Genomic DNA, 18163 nt, shown 5'->3' with positions numbered 1-18163 from the left:
GCCTCAATATGACCTTGATCAGCCTTTGCCTCCTGCCCGGGCAACAGCGTTTGGCGGCTAGAATGCGCGGAAGGTGACGACGGTGAATGTGTCCTTGATGCCGGGGAGAATCTGCACCTTCTCGTTGACGAAATGGCCGACGTCTTCCTCATCGTCGACATAGAACTTGGCGAGCAGATCGTAGTTGCCGGCGGTGGAGTAGATCTCCGAGGCAATCTCGGCATCGGCAAGCGCGCTCGCAACCTCATAGGATTTGCCCAGCTCGCATTTGATCTGCACGAAAAACGCCTTCATGGCTTCGTCCCGCTAAACGTCCAAGTCCAAGCGGCCCTTCTGGCAGACTGGAGGCGGGCTTTCAAGCGTTGGAATCCATCCTTAGCCGGCCCGAGCCTTGGCCGCGGCTTCCGGTGGCTCGGTTATCACCTTTGCGATTATTCGCAATCGCTGAAACCGCGATATCCCGCAAAGCGTATATTATGATGCGTCTTCGGACAGCGATTTTGAGGGAAGACCTTTTCGAGGGACAACGGAGACAGGCCATGCGCCGTGCTTTTTTCGCATTCGCAGTCATTCCATTCATCTTCGTGTCGCCCATCTTCATGTCACCCATCTTCATATCAGGGGCCTTCGCCGGCGATGCCGAGATCAAGGCTGGCCAGGCTGTTATCGACGGTCAGTTGAAAGCCCTCATAGCCAATGACGGCGCCAGGGCCTACAGCTTCGCCGCGCCAAACGTGAAGCAGGTCTTCCCGACCATCGACGCCTTCATGAACATGGTGACCAACGGCTACCCGCCGGTGCGCAGGCCACAATCCTATGCCTTCGGCAAGGTCGAGCAGACTGGCCCGGGTTCGATTATCCAGCAGGTGCTGATCGTCGGACCCGACGGCAAGAACTACGAGGCGGTCTATACGCTTCAGCAACAGCCCGACGGCACGTTCCAGATCACCGGCTGCAGCTTGCGGGCGTCGAATTCGCTGAGCACCTGAAGTTTTACAGGACGGGGATGTCGCCCCTCGCCCAGCCCTCGGTGATCTCAACTCCACGCGCATCGAAGGCGCCGGTCTCGATCGCGGCGCGGATATCCTGCATAAGCTTTTGATAATACGAAAGATTATTCCAGGTCAGCAGCATGGCGCCGAGCGCCTCCTGCGAGCGCACCAGATGGTGCAGATAGGCGCGTGAATAATCCCGCGCCGCCGGGCAGTCGCTTTCCTCGTCGAGCGGGCGCGGATCGTCGGCGTGGCGAGCATTGCGCAGATTGACCTTGCCGCGCCTGGTGTAGGCAAGGCCGTGGCGGCCGGCCCGCGTCGGCATCACGCAATCGAACATGTCGACGCCGCGCGCCACCGATTTCAGGATATCGTCGGGCGTACCGACGCCCATGAGATAGCGCGGCTTGTCGTCAGGCAGTTCCGGGCAGGTGATGTCGAGCATCTCGAGCATCACTGCTTGAGGTTCGCCGACAGCAAGGCCGCCGACCGCGTAGCCTTTCAAATTCATCGCGCTCAGCGCCTGCGCGGAGCGCACCCTCAGTGCCGCGTTATCGCCGCCTTGCACGATGCCGAACATCGCCTTGCCTGGCTGGTCGCCGAACGCCGTCTTGCAGCGCTCGGCCCAGCGCAGCGACAGTTCCATGGCGCGCTCGATTTCCTTGATCTCGGCCGGCAGCGCCGTGCATTCATCGAGCTGCATCTGGATGTCGGAATCGAGCAGACCCTGGATCTCGATCGAGCGCTCCGGCGACATTTCGTAAGCGGCGCCGTCGATATGGGAACGGAAAGTGACGCCCTTTTCGGTCAGCTTCCGCAGCTTCGACAGCGACATCACCTGAAAACCGCCGCTGTCGGTCAGGATCGGCTGCGGCCAGCGGGCAAACTCGTGCAAGCCGCCAAGCCGCGCTACCCGCTCGGCGCCGGGCCGCAGCATCAGGTGGTAGGTGTTGCCAAGGATGATGTCGGCGCCGACGCCGCGCACCTGGTCCATGTACATGGCCTTGACCGTGCCGCCGGTGCCCACGGGCATGAAGGCCGGCGTGCGGATTTCGCCGCGCGGCATGTCGATCACGCCGCGCCGTGCCTTGCCGTCGGTCGCCAGAACCTTGAAAGAGAACGGCCTAGCCATTGAATTCCTTGTCATGAACCGGCGCGTCCGGCGCTTGGCTGTCGAGCGACTGGCGATATTGGATGCAGCCGCGCATGAATTTGGGCCAAGGCGGCACCGCGATGGATGGCTCGGTCTTTTCGGGCAGCAGATCCCAGAGGTCGGGGTGATGCCAGCACAGATCATGGCCGGAAGCATCGCGGTGTGCGCGAATGCCGGCGCGCAATTTTTTCACCTCCGCGATCAGCCTTTCGCGATCGAGGGCTTGCAGATCATCGTCCATCGCTCGTCTCCGTTCGATAAAGCAGACTTGCGTCTCCATACGAATAGAACCTGTAGCGCTCGGCGATGGCATGCGCATAGGCGGCACGCATCGTCTCCAGGCCACTGAAGGCCGACACCAGCATGAACAGGGTCGAGCGCGGCAGATGGAAATTGGTCATCAGCATGTCGGCGGTGCGAAAGCGATAGCCGGGCGTGATGAAGATGTCGGTCGGCCCGGACCATGCAGCCAATGTGCCGTCGTCACGCGCGGCACTTTCCAGCAAGCGCAGCGACGTCGTGCCGACGGCGATGATGCGCCCGCCCCTCGCCTTCGCCGCGTTGAGCGCTTCGGCGGTCGCCGCGCTGACCGAACCGATCTCGGCATGCATCTTGTGGTCGGCGGTGTCGTCCGCCTTCACCGGCAGGAACGTGCCGGCGCCGACATGAAGCGTGACGAACCGGCGTTCGACGCCCTTGGCGTCGAGCGCGGCAAACAGCTCCGGCGTGAAATGCAGGCCAGCGGTGGGCGCCGCAACGGCACCTTCCTCCCGGGCATAGATGGTCTGGTAGTCGGCCCGGTCGCGCTCGTCGTCATCGCGCTTCGAGGCGATATAGGGCGGCAGCGGAATGTGGCCGACGGCATGCAGCGCCTCGTCCAGGAACGGCCCCGACAGGTCGAAGCCGAGCAGCGCCTCGCCGCCCTCGCCCTTCTCGATCACCGTCGCGTCGAGCTGGCCGAGGAAACAGGAATTGCCGTCATGGCCGAAATGGATGCGGTCGCCGGCGGCAACGCGCTTGCCTGGCCGCATGAAGGCGAGCCAACGGTCCGGCGCCATGCGCATGTGCAGCGTGGCCTCGACCTGTGCCTGCGCCTCGCCGCGCCGCCTTATGCCTTTGAGCTGCGCAGGGATGACCTTGGTGTCGTTGAACACCAGCACGTCGCCGGCCCTGAGCAAGGACGGCAGGTCGCCAACCCTGCGGTCGTCGAGCGTCTCGCCCGGTCTGACCACCAGCATCCCGGCGCTGTCGCGCGGCTCCGCCGGGCGAAGCGCGATGCGCTCCTCAGGCAGGTCGAAATCGAAGAGATCGACACGCATCAGAAGAGCCGGACGAGCAGCGCTCCGGCCAAGAGCAGCACCGCGCCGGCAACGCGGCCGAGCGAGATTTCACGCACCGCGACACCGAGGAAGCCTATGCGGTCGATGAGCATGCCGGCCAGCAGTTGCCCTGCAACCAGGAACGCCATCAGTGCGGCGGCACCGATGCGGGGCGTGAGGATCGTCGACAGCGTGACGTAGAAGCCGCCGAGCATGCCGCCGGCAATGAACAGCCAGGGCGCGGGCGCCTTCCAGTCGAGCGAGATGCCTTGCAGCTTGACCACGATGACGGCGATGATGCCGAGCACCACCGCGCCCGACAGGAACGAAAACGCCGCCGCCGCGACCGGGAGCCCCAGGCCGCGCGCCAGCTGCGAATTGATCGGCGCCTGAATGGCAATGAAGGCGCCGGACAAGATGCCGAGAAGCGACCAGACGACGCCCATCATTGTCGTATTACCTTACTTGACGTCGGCCGCGACCTTCAGCGACACGATCTTGTCGGGATCCTGCACCGGCTCGCCGCGCTTGATCTTGTCGACATTGTCCATGCCTTCGATGACCTGGCCCCACACCGTGTACTGGCGGTTGAGGAAGGCGGCATCGTCGAAGCAGATGAAGAACTGCGAATTGGCCGAGTTCGGGTTCTGCGAACGCGCCATCGAACAGGTGCCGCGGCCGTGGTTGGCATTGGAGAATTCGGCCTTCAGGTCCGGCTTGTCGGAGCCGCCCATTCCGGCACGGGAAGGAGCAAAGGTCGGCTTGCTCGAATTGCCGAACTTGACGTCGCCGGTCTGCGCCATGAAGCCTTCGATGACGCGGTGGAAGACCACGCCGTCATAGGCGCCTTCCCTGGCCAGTTCCTTGATGCGGGCGACATGGCCGGGTGCCAAATCGGGGAGAAGTTCGATGACGACCTTGCCCTTGGTCGTTTCCATGATGAGCGCATTCTCGCGGTCCTTGATCTCGGCCATGTCAGTTATCCTTTTGATAAAACAGATTGATTTGACAATTTTACTTGTCTGCGGCGATGCGCACTTTGATCATCCGATCGGGGTCGGAGACCGTACCGTTGTCCGCCTCGTCGCCCTTCTTGATCTTGTCCACCAGGTCCATGCCGCTGACCACATTGCCGACGATGGTGTACTGCCCGTCGAGCGGCGGCGCCGGCGCGAACATGATGAAGAACTGCGAGTTTGCGGAGTTCGGGTCCTGCGAGCGAGCCATGCCGACCACGCCGCGCTTGTAGTGCTCGGTCTGTGAGAACTCGGCAGGCAGGTCGGGCAGGTCGGAACCGCCGGTGCCGACGGCCTGGGGGTTGAAACCCTTCTCCATGTTGCCGAACTTGACGTCGCCAGTCTGCGCCATGAAGCCGTCGATGACACGGTGGAAGGCGACGTTGTCGTAAGCATGATCACGCACAAGCTTCTTGATCTGCGCGACGTGCTTGGGCGCCAGGTCGGGCCGCAGCGCGATGGTCACGTCGCCGCCCTTCAGTGTGATGATCATTGTGTTTTCGGGATCGGCGGCATGGGCCGAGACCGATGCGGTCACGAGACCGGCAAGCACGACGAGGAACGAGGCGAGCTTTTTCAGCTGCATGGTCTTCTCCGAGAAACTTATTTTGCGAATTTGGCGGTGAGCGCACCGGCGACGGCCGCTGGCACGAAGGGGCGGATGTCGCCTCCCATCGAGGCTATCTGGCGCACAAGTGTGGCGGTAATGGTGCGTACCGAAGGGCTGGCAGGCAGAAAAACCGTCTGCAGTTCCGGCGCCATGGTCTCGTTCATGCCGGCCATCTGCATCTCGTAATCGAGATCGGTGCCGTCGCGCAGGCCCCGGATCATGATCGAGGCGCCCTCTCTCCTGGCCGCATCGATGACCAGCCCGTCAAAGGCGACCACCTTGATGCGGCCGCCGTCTCGGCCGAATTCGGCCTTGGTGGCGGCTTCGATGAGCTGCACCCGCTCCTCGAAGGAGAACAGCGGTTTCTTGCCCGGGTGAATGCCGATCGCGGCATAGACGATGTCGGCCACGGCCAGCGATGCTTTCAGCACATCGAGATGGCCGTTGGTCAGCGGGTCGAAAGAGCCGGCATAGAGGGCAATTCGTTCAGTCATGGCTGGTGCTTCTAACGAGCCTCCGCCGCAAAGGCAAATCCGATCGGCACCGAAGCCGTGAACCTTTTCCGCCGCATGAACGACAGATGAACACGCTGATCACGAAGCCTTCACGCAGCGTTCACTAGGTTGCACCTTAATAAGATGAAACCAAAATCCCATCTATCCGTTGTAAGGCGCAGGAGAACACGCAAATGCTGATCTACATGCTCGCCACCGCAATGACCGTCGCCATGCTGATCGCCACAGTATTCGGGCTGCATCAGGAGGCGCAACGGGTCCGCGTCAGGGCCACCACCAAGCGCTTCGAAGGCTTCGGCCCCCGCAAGCCCTATCGTCACTACTAAGTCAGTCCAGACTTGCTGCCGCGCCGGCCAATGGGCCGGCGTTGCTATGTCCAGAACCTGCCGCGGCAGTTATTCCGCGGTACCGGTGCCAGCGTCTGGTGTAGGGTTGGCCTCAGAACCGCCCTGGACGGCTTCTTCGATTTCCTCGTCCGATTGCGGTTCGGATATCCGCTCGACCGAAACCACCTTTTCACCCTCAGCCGTGTTGAAGATGGTCACGCCCTTGGTGGCGCGGCTGGCGAAACGGATGCCGTTGACCGGCACCCGGATGACAGTGCCGCCGTCCGACACCAGCATGATCTGGTCGTCATTGCCGACCGGGAAGGTCGCCACCAGCTGGCCAATCTCCGCGGTTTTCGACACGTCGGTGGCGCGGATGCCCTTGCCGCCGCGGCCGGTCAGGCGGAAATCGTAGGACGACGAGCGCTTGCCGTAGCCATATTCGGTCACCGTCAGCACGTACTGCTCATGCGCCTTGAGCTCTTCGTAACGGCTGTCGGAAAGCTCCGTCTCCTCGCCGATCTCCTCATTGGTGAGCGCGATCTCTTCTTCCTCTCCCGCCGTCTCGGCGGCAAGCCGCCGCTCCGACGCCGCCCGCTTGAGGTAAGCGGCTCGCTCCGCCGGAGAAGCATCGACATGCTCGATCACCGACATGGAGATGATGCGGTCGGTCGCAGCCATGGTGATGCCGCGCACGCCGACGGAATTGCGGCTCTGGAAGACGCGCACGTCCCCGACGGAGAAGCGGATGCACTGACCCGAATTCGCCGTCAGAAGCACATCGTCATTGTCGGTGCAGGTCTCGACACCGAGTATCTCGTCGCCCTCCTCCTCCAGCTTCATCGCAATCTTGCCGTTGCGGTTGACCTGGACGAAGTCGGACAGCTTGTTGCGGCGCACGGTGCCGCGTGTCGTGGCGAACATCACGTCGAGCTCGCCCCAGCTCGTCTCGTCCTCCGGCAGCGGCATGATGGTGGTGATGCGCTCGCCCTGCTCCAGCGGCAGCATGTTGATCAGCGCCTTGCCGCGTGACTGCGGGTTGCCGATCGGCAGCCGCCAGACCTTTTCCTTGTAGACGATGCCGCGCGAGGAGAAGAACAGCACCGGCGTGTGCGTGTTGGCCACGAACAGCCGGGTCACGAAATCCTCTTCCTTGGTCGACATGCCGGAGCGGCCCTTGCCGCCACGGCGCTGCGCCCGGTAGAGCGAAAGCGGCACGCGCTTGATGTAGCCGGAATGGCTCACCGTCACGACCATGTCCTCGCGCTGGATCAGGTCCTCGTCTTCCATGTCCGCGCCGCCGTCGGTGAGTTCGGTGCGGCGTGGCGTGCCGAACTCGTCGCGCACGGCGGCAAGCTCATCCTTCACGATCTGCTGGACCCGCGCGCGGGACGACAAAATGTCCAGATAATCGATGATTTCGGCGCCGATCGTGTTCAACTCGTCGGCGATTTCGTCGCGGCCAAGTGCCGTCAGGCGCTGCAGACGCAGTTCGAGGATGGCGCGCGCCTGTTCCTCGGATAGATTGTAGGTGCCGTCCTCGTTGATGCGATGGCGCGGATCGTCGATCAGAAGGATCAGCGACTCGACATCGCCCGACGGCCAGCGCCGCTCCATCAACTGCTCACGCGCCGTCTGCGGATCCGGCGCGGTGCGGATCAGCTTGATCACTTCGTCGATGTTGGCGACGGCGATGGCCAGACCCACCAGCACATGGGCGCGGTCGCGCGCCTTGCGCAGCAGGAATTTCGTGCGCCTCGTGATCACCTCTTCGCGGAAGGAGACGAACGCCCTCAGCATATCGGTCAGGTTCATCACTTCCGGCTTGCCGCCGTTCAGCGCCACCATATTGGCGCCGAACGAGGTCTGCAGCGGCGTGAAGCGGTAAAGCTGGTTGAGGATGACGTCGGCAACGGCGTCGCGCTTCAGTTCGATGACGACGCGGTAGCCCTGGCGGTCGCTTTCGTCACGGATATCGGAAATTCCCTCGATGCGCTTGTCGCGCACCAGTTCGGCCATCTTCTCGATCATCGAGGCCTTGTTCACCTGATAGGGAACCTCGGTGATGATGATCGATTCACGGTCATTGCCGCGCTGTTCGATGTTGACCTTGCCGCGCATGACGATGGAACCGCGGCCGGTCGCATAGGCGCTGTAGATGCCGGAACGGCCAAGCACGATGCCGCCGGTCGGGAAATCCGGCCCCGGAATGATCTCCATCAGCGCCGGCAGGTCGATCGCCGGATTGTCGATGATGGCGATCGCGCCGTTGCAGACTTCGCTCAGATTGTGCGGCGGAATGTTGGTGGCCATGCCGACGGCAATGCCGCCGGAACCGTTGACCAGAAGGTTGGGGAAGCGCGCCGGCAGCACCTTCGGCTCGGTGTCGGAGGCGTCATACGTGTCCTGGAAATCGACGGTCTCCTTGTCGATGTCCTCCAGCAATTCATGCGCGACCTTGGTCAGGCGCGATTCGGTGTAGCGCATCGCCGCCGGCGGATCGCCGTCGATCGAGCCGAAATTGCCCTGCCCGTCGATCAGCGGCACGCGCAGCGACCAATCCTGCGCCATGCGCACCAACGCGTCATAGATCGAGGCGTCGCCATGCGGATGGTATTTACCCATCACGTCGGCAACCGGGCGCGCCGACTTCACATATTTGCGGTTCCAGTGGTAGCCGCTCTCATGCGCCGCATAGAGAATGCGGCGATGCACCGGCTTGAGGCCATCACGCACATCGGGCAGCGCACGGCTGACGATCACGCTCATGGCGTAAGACAGATAGGAGCTCTGCATCTCCTCGATGATGGAGATCGGCTCGATGCCGGTGGGGCCGCCGTCGGCGCCGCGCGGTGTTTTTTGGTCGGTCAAATCGGATCACAATCTAATCAGGAATCACTTGACGCTTATATAGGAAGCACGGCCGAAACTCCAATATTCCCGGCACTTTTCCAGTGTCATTTTTAGTGGTTATTTCAAAAGGATACCGCTGATTGCGACGATATGGCCACAACGCTTTTGCCGTCCCCAAGGCAAAAGCCGGCAATGGACCAACTTCGCCTAACGAAAGCCGCGGGCGCCCTGAATTTGGAGCCCGTGGCCGCCTTGCGAGCGCTGAGCGGGTGGCTGCGCCGCGATCTCGACGGGGAGTGATCGCAGGTTGGCGGTACGTGCCGACGTCGGACTGAGCCCGCTTCAGCCGAGACGCCCGCTTGCCGGGGCGCTTGATCGGCGAGCGCGATAGTTGCCCGGCGTCTCGCCCATGATGCGCCGGAAACGGCGGTTGAAAGTCGACAGATCGTTGAAGCCGGCCTCGAAGGCGATCGCCGAGATCGCATCCTTGGACAGGCGCAGCCGCACCGCCGCGCGGTGCAGCCGGGTCTTGAGCAGGAACTGATAGGGCGTCATGCCGGCGACCTGCCGGAAGGTGCGCAGGAAATGATAGGGACTGGTCGCCGTTTCATCGGCCAACACTGAAAGCGAAACCGGGCCGTCGGCATCCAGCTCGATGCGCCGAACGGCTTCGGCGACCCGCTTCTGGTCGCGGCGGCTCGGGGCGCGCCTGGCAGGCGTGGCGCTGGAAACCGTGGCGACTGCGGCAGCGGCAATGCGTAGGGAAAGTTCCTCGAAGGCGTCCTTGTTGGCCATTGCGCGCGCGGCTTCCGCCTCTGCCAGCAATGGCGCAAAAACCGGCAAAGGCGGCAGTCGCGGCGCGTCGAAGGCAGGTTTCTTGGCGCCTGGCACATCGGCCACGATCCGTTCCATGTGGTCCGGCCTGAAATGGAACGAGAGGCAACGGTCGCCGCCGCCATGTTCGTGACCGCATTCGTAGCAGGTGCCGGGATTGCCGAGCAGGAGGGCGCCGGGTGCCAGCATCGCGGTGCCTTGCTGCGCGCGGTAGCGGAACGTGCCGCTGGTCACCGCCGCGACACAAAAATCCCGATGCGCCTCCTCGAACGGCCGGTCGCCGGCGCCGGCCGTGCAGATCACATCCGCCACATGCCAGCCAGGTCCGGATGCGAGCGTATGCGTTGTGCCCGTCATGGGCCGAAATATAGCAATTTTTCCCAAGCCCAGAACCCCGTCACCGGCTAATCCTCACGGTCTCCTGACAAAAAGAGACCATGGCCATGTTCGACCCCTTTGCCGAAGCACTGCACAGCCCCGGACCGATCGGCCGGCTTGCCGAAAAACTCAATCTTTACGGCCGCTTCGTCGGTGCCTGGACATTCGACGCCTCGCGCCACCTTGAGGACGGCACGGTGCTGACCGGGCGTGGCGAGGTGCATTTCGGCTGGGTGCTGGAAGGCGGCGCCATCCAGGACGTCTGGATCCTGCCCGCGCGGAGTACTGGCTCCCAGCCTTCGCTAGGCAAATGGACGTTCTATGGCACGACGCTGCGGGTCTATGATCCCGCCGCGGACGCCTGGCACATCTTCTGGAGTGATCCGCGCAACCAGTACTTCAGCCGCCAGCTCGGCCGCGCCGAGGGCGACACGATCGTGCAGGTCGGCGCCGACGACACTGGCTCGTCGGTGCGCTGGAGTTTTTCGCGTATCACCGAAGACAGCTTCCGTTGGCTCGGCGAGCGTTCGCACGACGATGGCACGACATGGCGGCCCGAGGTCGAATTCCTGGCGCGGCGCGAATGACATTCGAAATGAAAGGTAGCGATCCTTCGCGCCCCCCTCTGTCTTGCCAGCATTTCACGCCACAGCCTGTTTTCAGTGCCCCTGCTTTGCTCTACCAATTGCAGGGCACGGGCTCGGCCCGGCGGGAGGGGTCAGAGATGCCGAGTTTCGACAGCCTGTTCAACGCCTTCGTCACCATTTTGGTGACCATCGACCCACCCGGGCTGGCGCCATTGTTTCTCGCCGTGACACGCGGCATGAATCGCGAGGAGCGCCAGCAGGTTTCGGTGCGCGCCTCGGTCATCGGCTTCCTGGTGATGGCGCTGTTCGCGGTGGCGGGCGCCTCTATCCTGTCCGTGTTCGGCATTACGCTGCCAGCCTTCCGTGTCGCCGGCGGTTTTCTGCTGTTCTTCATCGCCTTTGAAATGGTGTTCGAGCGCCGGCAGGATCGCAAGGAGAAGATCGGCGACGTTGCCATCACCAAGGACATGATTCACAACATCGCCGCTTTCCCGCTGGCGATCCCGCTGATCGCCGGCCCCGGCGCCATTTCGGCGACGGTGCTGCTCTCCGGCTCGTTTCAGGGCTTTGCGGCGCAGGCGGCACTGGTCGGCATCATCTTCGTCTGCCTCGCCATCACCTATCTGGTGTTCGTGCTGTCGGAGCGCATCGACCGCATTCTCGGCCAGACCGGGCGTTCGATCCTGACCCGCCTGCTAGGCGTCATCCTGGCGGCATTGGCCGTACAGTTCGTCGCCGACGGCATCAAGGCGCTGATGGCGAGTTGAACAGTACTGCCTACTGCCTAAGCTAATGCGTCGTATCGATCACTTCGAAATCATGCGTGATCGTCGCCGTCTTGGCCAGCATTGCCGAGGCCGAGCAGTATTTCTCGATCGACAGGTCGATCGCTCGTTTGACCTTTTCCGGCGAGAGCGCCCTGCCCTTGACGATGAAATGCATATGGATGCGCGTGAACACCTTTGGGTCAGTCTCGGCTCGGTCGGAATCGAGCTCGACGACGCAGTCCTCGACCGCCTCACGGCCCTTTTCAAGGATGTGGACGACATCATAGGCCGAACAGCCGCCGGTGCCGATCAGCACCAGTTCCATCGGGCTCGGCCCCGGCGTCTTGCCTTCCGGGCCCGGCGCGGTTCCCAGCACGACCTTATGACCGCTGCCGGACTCACCGATGAAGGTGCGTTCCTCCACCCATTTCACGCGTGCTTTCATCGAAGTCGTCCTTCACCGTGTTCCTTGACCGCCCGGTCGGCGCTCAATTCGACAACGCAAAACCCCGAAAGTCCATTGGGACTCCCGGGGCACAATGCTTGATCCAAGCTTGATCCAAAACTGGGCTTGGCCAAAAACTGGCGGCCGCCGTTTCGATCAGAGCCCGCCTTGATCAGAACGGGATTTCGTCGTCCAGCTCGCGCGACGAACCGCCGCCACCGCCGCCCCTGGGAGCGCTGCCGCCGCCGCGATTGAAGCTCTCGTTCGGGCTGGACTGGCCGAAATCGGAACCACGGCTGTTGCCGCCGGAGTAGCCGCCGACCTGGCCGCCCTCGCCCTGGCCGCGCGCGTCGAGCATCTGCAGCTCGCCACGGAATTTCTGCAGCACGACTTCCGTCGTGTATTTGTCGGCGCCGGTCTGGTCCTGCCACTTGCGCGTCTGCAGCTGGCCCTCGACATAGACCTTCATGCCCTTCTTCAGGTACTGCTCGGCGACCTTGGCTATGCCCTCATTGAAGATGACGACGTTGTGCCACTCGGTCTTTTCCTTGCGCTCGCCCGAATTCTTGTCGCGCCAGCTTTCCGACGTGGCGATGCGAATGTTGACGACCGGCTCGCCCGAGTTCAGGCGGCGGATTTCAGGGTCCGCACCGAGATTGCCGACCAGAATGACCTTGTTGACGCTACCCGCCATGATATTTCTCCGCGCTCATCCGAAACACATTTTTGTCGCAGCACCTTACAGGCTGCGAATGTCAGCCGCCTGCTAAGGCTGGCTTTTCCCACAAGGTTTTTGTTCCCTTTTCGTTCCTATATGCATCGCCGCTGATTGTCAAGGAATGGCAGCAATGCCCGAGCCCCGCATATGGGTTTCAAAACACCACTTGCCAAATCAATAAGTATCGACTTATGCTTTCGCCATGATCGAAGCAGAGATTTTCCGCGCCCTGGCCGACCCGACGCGCCGCGCCGTCTTCGAGCGTCTCGCCACGGCAGAGATGAGCGTGTCGGAACTGCGCAGCGGCCTGACGGTGTCGCAGCCGGCCGTGTCGCAGCATCTGGCGGTGCTGCGCAGCGCCGGCCTCGTGGTCGAGCGGCGGGCCGGCCGCAACGCCTATTACCGCGCCGATCCGCAGGGGCTTGCCCCCCTGCTCTCCTGGATCGAGCGCTACCGGACCTTCTGGCCGGAGCGTATCGAAAGGTTGAAGACGGTTTTGAAGGATATGGATCAGTGAAGGGTTTGGACCAGTGAAGGATTTGGGATCGATGAACGCCAAAAACCAAAACGAAGTCGCCCAGGATGCGCTGGAGTTCGAATACGATCTTTCCGAGCCGCCCGAAAAGGTGTGGCGGGCGCTGACGGTGCCGGAATTGCTCGCCGCCTGGATGATGCCGAACGACATCAGGCCGCAGGCCGGCAGCCGTTTTGCCTTCGCGGGACCGGAGGCTCCGATCGAATGCGAAATCCTCGACGCCGAGCCCGAACGCCTGTTGCGCTATTCCTGGCGGGAGCAGCCGGGCGATGCGACACGGCAGGACCCGCTCGACAGCACCGTCACCTTCACGCTTGCCCGCACCGTTTCCGGCGGCACGCATCTGCGCATCGTCCATGACGGCTTTGCCCGCAAAGCCATGCCCGCCGTCGCCATGGCTGGTGCCGGCTGCCGGCTTTCGCTGGGGTTGCACGAGGCCGGGAAGCCCATCGCCGCGAACACGCCGCGCCTTCTGCTGCGCGCGGCGTGAACATAGAAATCGGAGACGAAAAAATGAGCGGTGTTGCCAATCTGGTGCCGATGGTGATCGAGCAATCGAGCCGCGGCGAACGCGCCTTCGACATTTTCTCGCGGCTGCTGCGCGAGCGCATCATCTTCATCAATGGCGAGATCAACGACGACATCTCGGCGCTGGTCTGCGCACAGCTTTTATCGCTGGAGTCGGACAATCCCGACAAGGAGATCTCGCTCTACATCAACTCGCCGGGCGGCGTGGTGACCAGCGGCTTCGCCATCTACGACACCATGCAGTACATCAGTTGCCCAGTGTCGACCGTGTGCATGGGGTTTGCGGCGTCGATGGGATCGTTCCTGCTGATGGCAGGCACGCCGGGGCGTCGTATCTCGCTGCCGAACGCCACCATCCTGCTGCATCAGCCGCTGGGCGGCTTCCAGGGCCAAGCGTCCGATATCCAGCGCCATGCCGAGCGCATCGTGAAGACCAAACGCCACATGGCCGAACTTTACGCGCAGCATTGCGGCCGCAGCTACGAAGAGGTCGAACGTACGCTGGACCGCGACCATTTCATGACCGCCCGCGAGGCACAGGCATGGGGCATTGTCGACCACGTCTTCGACACGCGCAAAAAGGCGGCGTGAGGCGAAGGCAGATCGGATTTTCTTCGGCTTGCCGAAGAATTGACGAGACCGGTCTGGTTCCGATGGCGGCACCTCCCTATAATCGGGGGATGACCGACACGCATCCGTCCAGACCATCGCATCGTGTGATCGCCGCCGCAGTGCTCGCCATTGCCGGCCTCGTGTCCGGCACGGCCCTCGCAGAGGATGGCTCGCCGCCGCAGAAGGCCCTGCCCGGCGTGACTGGCGGCTATCACATTGCCAAGCCGGTCCCCCAGCCCGAGCCCGACGATGCGTTCCCCAGCAGCGGCAACGGCCAGTTCAAGATCGGCAATACCGATGTCAGGATTTCCGGCAGCATCACGGTCGATGTCGCCACGGGCGGAATGAAACCTCGAAGGTAGGGATAGCCGCGGCCGGCCCAGCACAAAAGAACAGCCCCGCCGTGCCCTAGGGCAAACGGACGGGGCTTTTCTGGATCTCAAATCCAATCTTGCCGGGAGTGTACTGCCGGCGTTTGATTTCGGATGCTTCGCGGCGTTCAACCGACGATCCGACTAGTAGTCTCTGATTTTTGTGGGGTACGGCCGGTCACGGTTTGTCGGGGCAGCGTTGAAGCTGACCCTCACACTTGCGCCTGCCGCGGCTCCAGCTAGATGTGGAGCCCTTGGGGACTATCAGGTGGCGTCATGCTCCGCTCCTTTGTCCGTTGCGACATTCGTCTCGAAGCGCAAATCGCACATGCCTGCGGCGTCTCGCAGACCGCCTTGGGGCGGCGAGGCCATCGAAAGACGGCCGGCTTCGTTGACGCCTTGAGACTGCTCCCGTGAGCCGGCGGCGTCAACCGCCTATAGCCGGTTACGGAAAAATGTGATCGCCGGGAGGTTACGTGCAGGTCAGTTTTTGCACAACTTTGTCAGGAGCGTGTTCGGCCTTTGTTCTTTCCGCTTGCCCCTTCGCGCGAAAGACGGTTAAACGACTTCCGTCGGGAGTTGTGGCGTCTCTCGACGTGGCGGCAAAAACACCTACATAGGGGATGGCCGGGAAAAGCCCGCCAATCCCATGAATTCCAGATCTGAGGCGGCGACCGGCGATGGCCGACCATAAATTCCTTTCCATTCGCGGGGCGCGCGAACACAATCTGAAGAACGTCGATCTCGACCTGCCGCGTGACAGCCTGATCGTCATGACCGGCCTGTCGGGGTCCGGCAAGTCGTCGCTTGCCTTCGACACCATCTATGCCGAAGGCCAGCGCCGCTATGTCGAAAGCCTGTCGGCCTATGCGCGCCAATTCCTCGAGATGATGCAGAAGCCTGACGTCGACCAGATCGACGGCCTGTCGCCGGCCATCTCCATCGAGCAAAAGACCACATCGAAGAACCCACGCTCGACGGTCGGCACCGTCACCGAGATCTACGACTACATGCGTCTGCTGTTCGCGCGTGTCGGCGTTCCCTATTCGCCGGCCACCGGCCTGCCGATCGAGAGCCAGACGGTCAGCCAGATGGTCGACCGCGTGCTGGCGCTCGAGGAAGGCACACGACTGTTCCTGCTGGCGCCCATCGTGCGCGGCCGCAAGGGCGAGTACCGCAAGGAGCTCCTCGAACTGCAGAAGAAGGGCTTCCAGCGCGTCAAGGTCGACGGCGTCTTCTATGAAATCGCCGACGTTCCGGCGCTGGACAAGAAATACAAGCATGACATCGATGTCGTCGTCGACCGCATCGTCGTGCGCGGCGATCTCGCCACGCGGCTTGCCGACTCCATCGAGACGGCGCTGAAGCTCGCCGAGGGGCTTGCGGTGGCCGAGTTCGCCGACAAGCCGCTCGACGCCAGCCAGACCGGCGAGGATTCGGTCAACAAGTCGAAGAACGAGACGCATGAGCGCATCCTGTTCTCGGAAAAATTCGCCTGTCCGGTGTCCGGCTTCACCATTCCCGAGATCGAGCCGCGCCTGTTCTCGTTCAACAACCCGTTCGGCGCCTGCCCGACCTGCGACGGTCTCGGCAGCCAGCGTGCCATCGACCCCAACCTCGTCGTGCCCGACGAGAACATATCGCTGCGCGACGGCGCCGTCAGCCCGTGGGCGAAATCGACCTCGCCCTACTACTCGCAGACGCTCGAAGCGCTTGGCAAGGCTTACAACTTCAAGCTCGGCGACAAGTTCAAGGATCTGACCACCGAGGCCCAGGACGCGATCCTGCGCGGCACCGGCGAGCGCGAGATCACCTTCCAGTACGATGATGGCTTGCGCTCCTACAAGACAACCAAGACCTTCGAAGGCGTCATCCCCAATCTCGAACGGCGCTGGAAGGAGACCGAATCCGCCTGGATGCGCGAGGAGATCGAGCGCTTCATGTCGGCGACGCCTTGCCCGGTCTGTAAGGGCTACCGGCTGAAGCCGGAAGCTCTGGCGGTGAAGATCGGCGGCAAACACATCGGCGAGGTCACCGAGCAGTCGATCCGCAATGCCGACAAATGGTTCACCGACCTGCCCGCCCAGCTCAACGACAAGCAGAACGAGATCGCGGTGCGGGTGCTGAAGGAAATCCGCGAGCGGCTGCGCTTCCTCAACGATGTCGGTCTCGACTACCTGACATTGTCGCGCAATTCCGGCACGCTGTCGGGCGGCGAGAGCCAACGCATCCGGCTGGCCTCGCAGATCGGCTCGGGCCTGACCGGCGTGCTCTACGTGCTGGACGAGCCGTCGATCGGCCTGCATCAGCGCGACAACACGCGGCTGCTCGACACGCTGAAGCACCTGCGCGACATCGGCAACACGGTGATCGTCGTCGAGCATGACGAGGACGCCATCCTGCATGCCGACTATGTCGTCGACATGGGACCGGCCGCCGGCATCCATGGCGGCGAGATCATCGCCCAGGGCACGCCCCAGCAGGTGATGGCCAACCCCAATTCGATCACCGGCCAATATCTGTCGGGCGCGCTGGAAGTCGCCACCCCTGGTGTTCGGCGTGAGGCGAAAAAGAATCGCCGCCTGAAAATCGTCGGCGCGCGCGGCAACAATCTGAAGAACGTCACCGCCGAAATCCCGCTCGGCACCTTCACCGCCGTCACCGGCGTGTCGGGTGGCGGCAAGTCGACTTTCCTTATCGAGACGCTGTTCAAGGCGGCCTCGCGCCGCATCATGGGCTCGCGCGAGCATCCGGCCGAGCATGACCGCATCGAGGGCCTCGAATTCCTCGACAAGGTCATCGACATCGACCAGTCGCCGATCGGCCGCACGCCGCGTTCGAACCCCGCGACCTATACCGGCGCCTTCACGCCGATCCGCGACTGGTTCGCCGGCCTGCCGGAAGCCAAGGCACGCGGCTACCAGCCCGGCCGCTTCTCCTTCAACGTCAAGGGTGGCCGGTGCGAGGCCTGCCAGGGCGACGGCGTCATCAAGATCGAAATGCACTTCCTGCCCGACGTCTACGTCACCTGCGATGTCTGCCACGGCAAGCGCTACAACCGCGAGACGCTCGACGTGCTGTTCAAGGGCAAGTCGATCGCCGACGTACTCGACATGACGGTCGAGGAAGGCGTCGATTTCTTCGCCGCCGTGCCCGGCGTGCGCGACAAGCTCGACACGCTGAAGCAGGTTGGCCTCGGCTATATCCATATCGGCCAGCAGGCGACGACACTGTCCGGCGGCGAGGCGCAGCGGATAAAACTCGCCAAGGAACTGTCGCGCAAGGCGACCGGCAAGACGCTCTACATCCTCGATGAGCCGACCACCGGCCTGCACTTCCACGATGTCGCCAAACTGTTGGAAGTGCTGCACGAACTGGTCGACCAGGGCAACACGGTGGTGGTCATCGAGCACAATCTCGAAGTGATCAAGACCGCCGACTGGGTGCTCGACCTCGGCCCCGAAGGCGGCGACGGCGGCGGCGAGCTTGTCGCGTCCGGCACGCCGGAAGCGATCGTGCGCGAAAAACGCAGCTACACCGGTCAGTTCCTCAAGGAGCTTCTGGAGCGGCGCCCCGGAGGCAAGCGCGAAGCGGCGGAGTGAGT

The 18163-nt window shown here is 62.8% G+C and carries 21 protein-coding genes; 9 read left to right on the top strand and 12 right to left on the bottom strand.

The window, feature by feature from the left end:
- Window positions 1-57 precede the first annotated feature (57 nt).
- Window positions 58-294, bottom strand: coding sequence for an Lrp/AsnC family transcriptional regulator (locus MESOP_RS20770; RefSeq protein WP_010909609.1), 237 nt, complete (start codon window positions 292-294; stop codon window positions 58-60).
- A gap of 245 nt (window positions 295-539) precedes the next feature.
- Here MESOP_RS20770 and MESOP_RS20765 point away from each other — a divergent pair, with 245 nt between their 5' ends.
- Entirely contained in the window at window positions 540-989 is a 450-nt protein-coding gene (locus tag MESOP_RS20765) for a DUF4864 domain-containing protein (RefSeq protein WP_013895305.1), read from the top strand.
- 4 nt (window positions 990-993) lie between these two features.
- Here MESOP_RS20765 and tgt read toward each other — a convergent pair whose 3' ends face one another.
- From tgt to coaD, 7 genes are all read right to left on the bottom strand, one after another.
- Window positions 994-2124: a tRNA guanosine(34) transglycosylase Tgt gene (gene tgt, locus MESOP_RS20760; protein WP_013895304.1), complete on the bottom strand. Its 1131-nt coding sequence runs from the start codon at window positions 2122-2124 to the stop codon at window positions 994-996.
- Window positions 2117-2386: a hypothetical protein gene (locus MESOP_RS20755; protein WP_013895303.1), complete on the bottom strand. Its 270-nt coding sequence runs from the start codon at window positions 2384-2386 to the stop codon at window positions 2117-2119. The genes tgt and MESOP_RS20755 overlap by 8 nt, the downstream gene beginning before the upstream one ends.
- A complete protein-coding gene (gene queA, locus MESOP_RS20750; RefSeq protein ID WP_013895302.1) occupies window positions 2376-3464 on the bottom strand; it encodes a tRNA preQ1(34) S-adenosylmethionine ribosyltransferase-isomerase QueA in 1089 nt (362 codons plus the stop codon). The genes MESOP_RS20755 and queA overlap by 11 nt, the downstream gene beginning before the upstream one ends.
- On the bottom strand, window positions 3464-3913 hold the full coding sequence (locus MESOP_RS20745) for a DMT family transporter (protein ID WP_013895301.1): 450 nt from the start codon (window positions 3911-3913) through the stop codon (window positions 3464-3466). Before MESOP_RS20745 ends, queA begins: the two co-directional genes overlap by 1 nt.
- Before the next feature lie 12 nt (window positions 3914-3925).
- The gene (locus tag MESOP_RS20740; protein ID WP_013895300.1) at window positions 3926-4438 is read right to left on the bottom strand and encodes a peptidylprolyl isomerase; all 513 of its coding nucleotides are present in this window, start codon (window positions 4436-4438) and stop codon (window positions 3926-3928) included.
- A gap of 40 nt (window positions 4439-4478) precedes the next feature.
- Complete coding sequence (locus MESOP_RS20735; RefSeq protein ID WP_224729927.1) at window positions 4479-4973, bottom strand: peptidylprolyl isomerase; 495 nt, start codon at window positions 4971-4973, stop codon at window positions 4479-4481.
- A 110-nt stretch (window positions 4974-5083) separates the two neighbouring features.
- Entirely contained in the window at window positions 5084-5584 is a 501-nt protein-coding gene (gene coaD, locus MESOP_RS20730) for a pantetheine-phosphate adenylyltransferase (protein WP_013895298.1), read from the bottom strand.
- Between the two features lie 194 nt (window positions 5585-5778).
- Between coaD and MESOP_RS33875 the strand changes: the two genes are divergently transcribed.
- Entirely contained in the window at window positions 5779-5931 is a 153-nt protein-coding gene (locus MESOP_RS33875; protein WP_013895297.1) for a hypothetical protein, read from the top strand.
- Between the two features lie 69 nt (window positions 5932-6000).
- On the opposite strand, the gene gyrA is transcribed toward MESOP_RS33875, so the two are convergent.
- Both gyrA and MESOP_RS20720 read right to left on the bottom strand, forming a co-directional pair.
- Complete coding sequence (gyrA, locus tag MESOP_RS20725; protein ID WP_013895296.1) at window positions 6001-8802, bottom strand: DNA gyrase subunit A; 2802 nt, start codon at window positions 8800-8802, stop codon at window positions 6001-6003.
- A 324-nt stretch (window positions 8803-9126) separates the two neighbouring features.
- Complete coding sequence (locus MESOP_RS20720; protein ID WP_013895295.1) at window positions 9127-9975, bottom strand: helix-turn-helix transcriptional regulator; 849 nt, start codon at window positions 9973-9975, stop codon at window positions 9127-9129.
- An 86-nt stretch (window positions 9976-10061) separates the two neighbouring features.
- Here MESOP_RS20720 and MESOP_RS20715 point away from each other — a divergent pair, with 86 nt between their 5' ends.
- Window positions 10062-10583: a hypothetical protein gene (locus tag MESOP_RS20715; protein ID WP_013895294.1), complete on the top strand. Its 522-nt coding sequence runs from the start codon at window positions 10062-10064 to the stop codon at window positions 10581-10583.
- A gap of 137 nt (window positions 10584-10720) precedes the next feature.
- Window positions 10721-11350, top strand: a complete 630-nt coding sequence (locus MESOP_RS20710; RefSeq protein ID WP_013895293.1) for a MarC family protein — start codon at window positions 10721-10723, stop codon at window positions 11348-11350.
- Window positions 11351-11372: 22 nt separating this feature from the next.
- On the opposite strand, the gene MESOP_RS20705 is transcribed toward MESOP_RS20710, so the two are convergent.
- Window positions 11373-11795 carry an OsmC family protein gene (locus MESOP_RS20705; protein ID WP_013895292.1) on the bottom strand — a complete coding sequence of 141 codons (423 nt, stop codon included), beginning with the start codon at window positions 11793-11795 and terminating at the stop codon, window positions 11373-11375.
- 172 nt (window positions 11796-11967) lie between these two features.
- Window positions 11968-12489: a single-stranded DNA-binding protein gene (locus tag MESOP_RS20700; RefSeq protein ID WP_013895291.1), complete on the bottom strand. Its 522-nt coding sequence runs from the start codon at window positions 12487-12489 to the stop codon at window positions 11968-11970.
- 226 nt (window positions 12490-12715) lie between these two features.
- Between MESOP_RS20700 and MESOP_RS20695 the strand changes: the two genes are divergently transcribed.
- The 5 genes from MESOP_RS20695 (at window position 12716) to uvrA (ending at window position 18161) form a co-directional block, all read left to right on the top strand.
- Window positions 12716-13030 (top strand): ArsR/SmtB family transcription factor, encoded by a 315-nt coding sequence (locus tag MESOP_RS20695; RefSeq protein WP_013895290.1) that lies wholly within the window; start codon window positions 12716-12718, stop codon window positions 13028-13030.
- Between the two features lie 31 nt (window positions 13031-13061).
- A complete protein-coding gene (locus MESOP_RS20690) occupies window positions 13062-13538 on the top strand; it encodes an SRPBCC family protein (RefSeq protein ID WP_013895289.1) in 477 nt (158 codons plus the stop codon).
- A 23-nt stretch (window positions 13539-13561) separates the two neighbouring features.
- Window positions 13562-14167, top strand: coding sequence for an ATP-dependent Clp protease proteolytic subunit (locus tag MESOP_RS20685; RefSeq protein ID WP_013895288.1), 606 nt, complete (start codon window positions 13562-13564; stop codon window positions 14165-14167).
- An 89-nt stretch (window positions 14168-14256) separates the two neighbouring features.
- The gene (locus MESOP_RS20680) at window positions 14257-14550 is read left to right on the top strand and encodes a hypothetical protein (RefSeq protein ID WP_083833276.1); all 294 of its coding nucleotides are present in this window, start codon (window positions 14257-14259) and stop codon (window positions 14548-14550) included.
- 689 nt (window positions 14551-15239) lie between these two features.
- The gene (gene uvrA, locus MESOP_RS20675) at window positions 15240-18161 is read left to right on the top strand and encodes an excinuclease ABC subunit UvrA (RefSeq protein ID WP_013895286.1); all 2922 of its coding nucleotides are present in this window, start codon (window positions 15240-15242) and stop codon (window positions 18159-18161) included.
- Window positions 18162-18163: the final 2 nt, after the last annotated feature.

Origin of the sequence: Mesorhizobium opportunistum WSM2075, assembly GCF_000176035.2 — a bacterium.
Classification (GTDB): domain Bacteria; phylum Pseudomonadota; class Alphaproteobacteria; order Rhizobiales; family Rhizobiaceae; genus Mesorhizobium; species Mesorhizobium opportunistum.
Note: the sequence above shows the minus strand (reverse complement) of the source record. Positions and strands in the feature narration are given on the sequence as shown.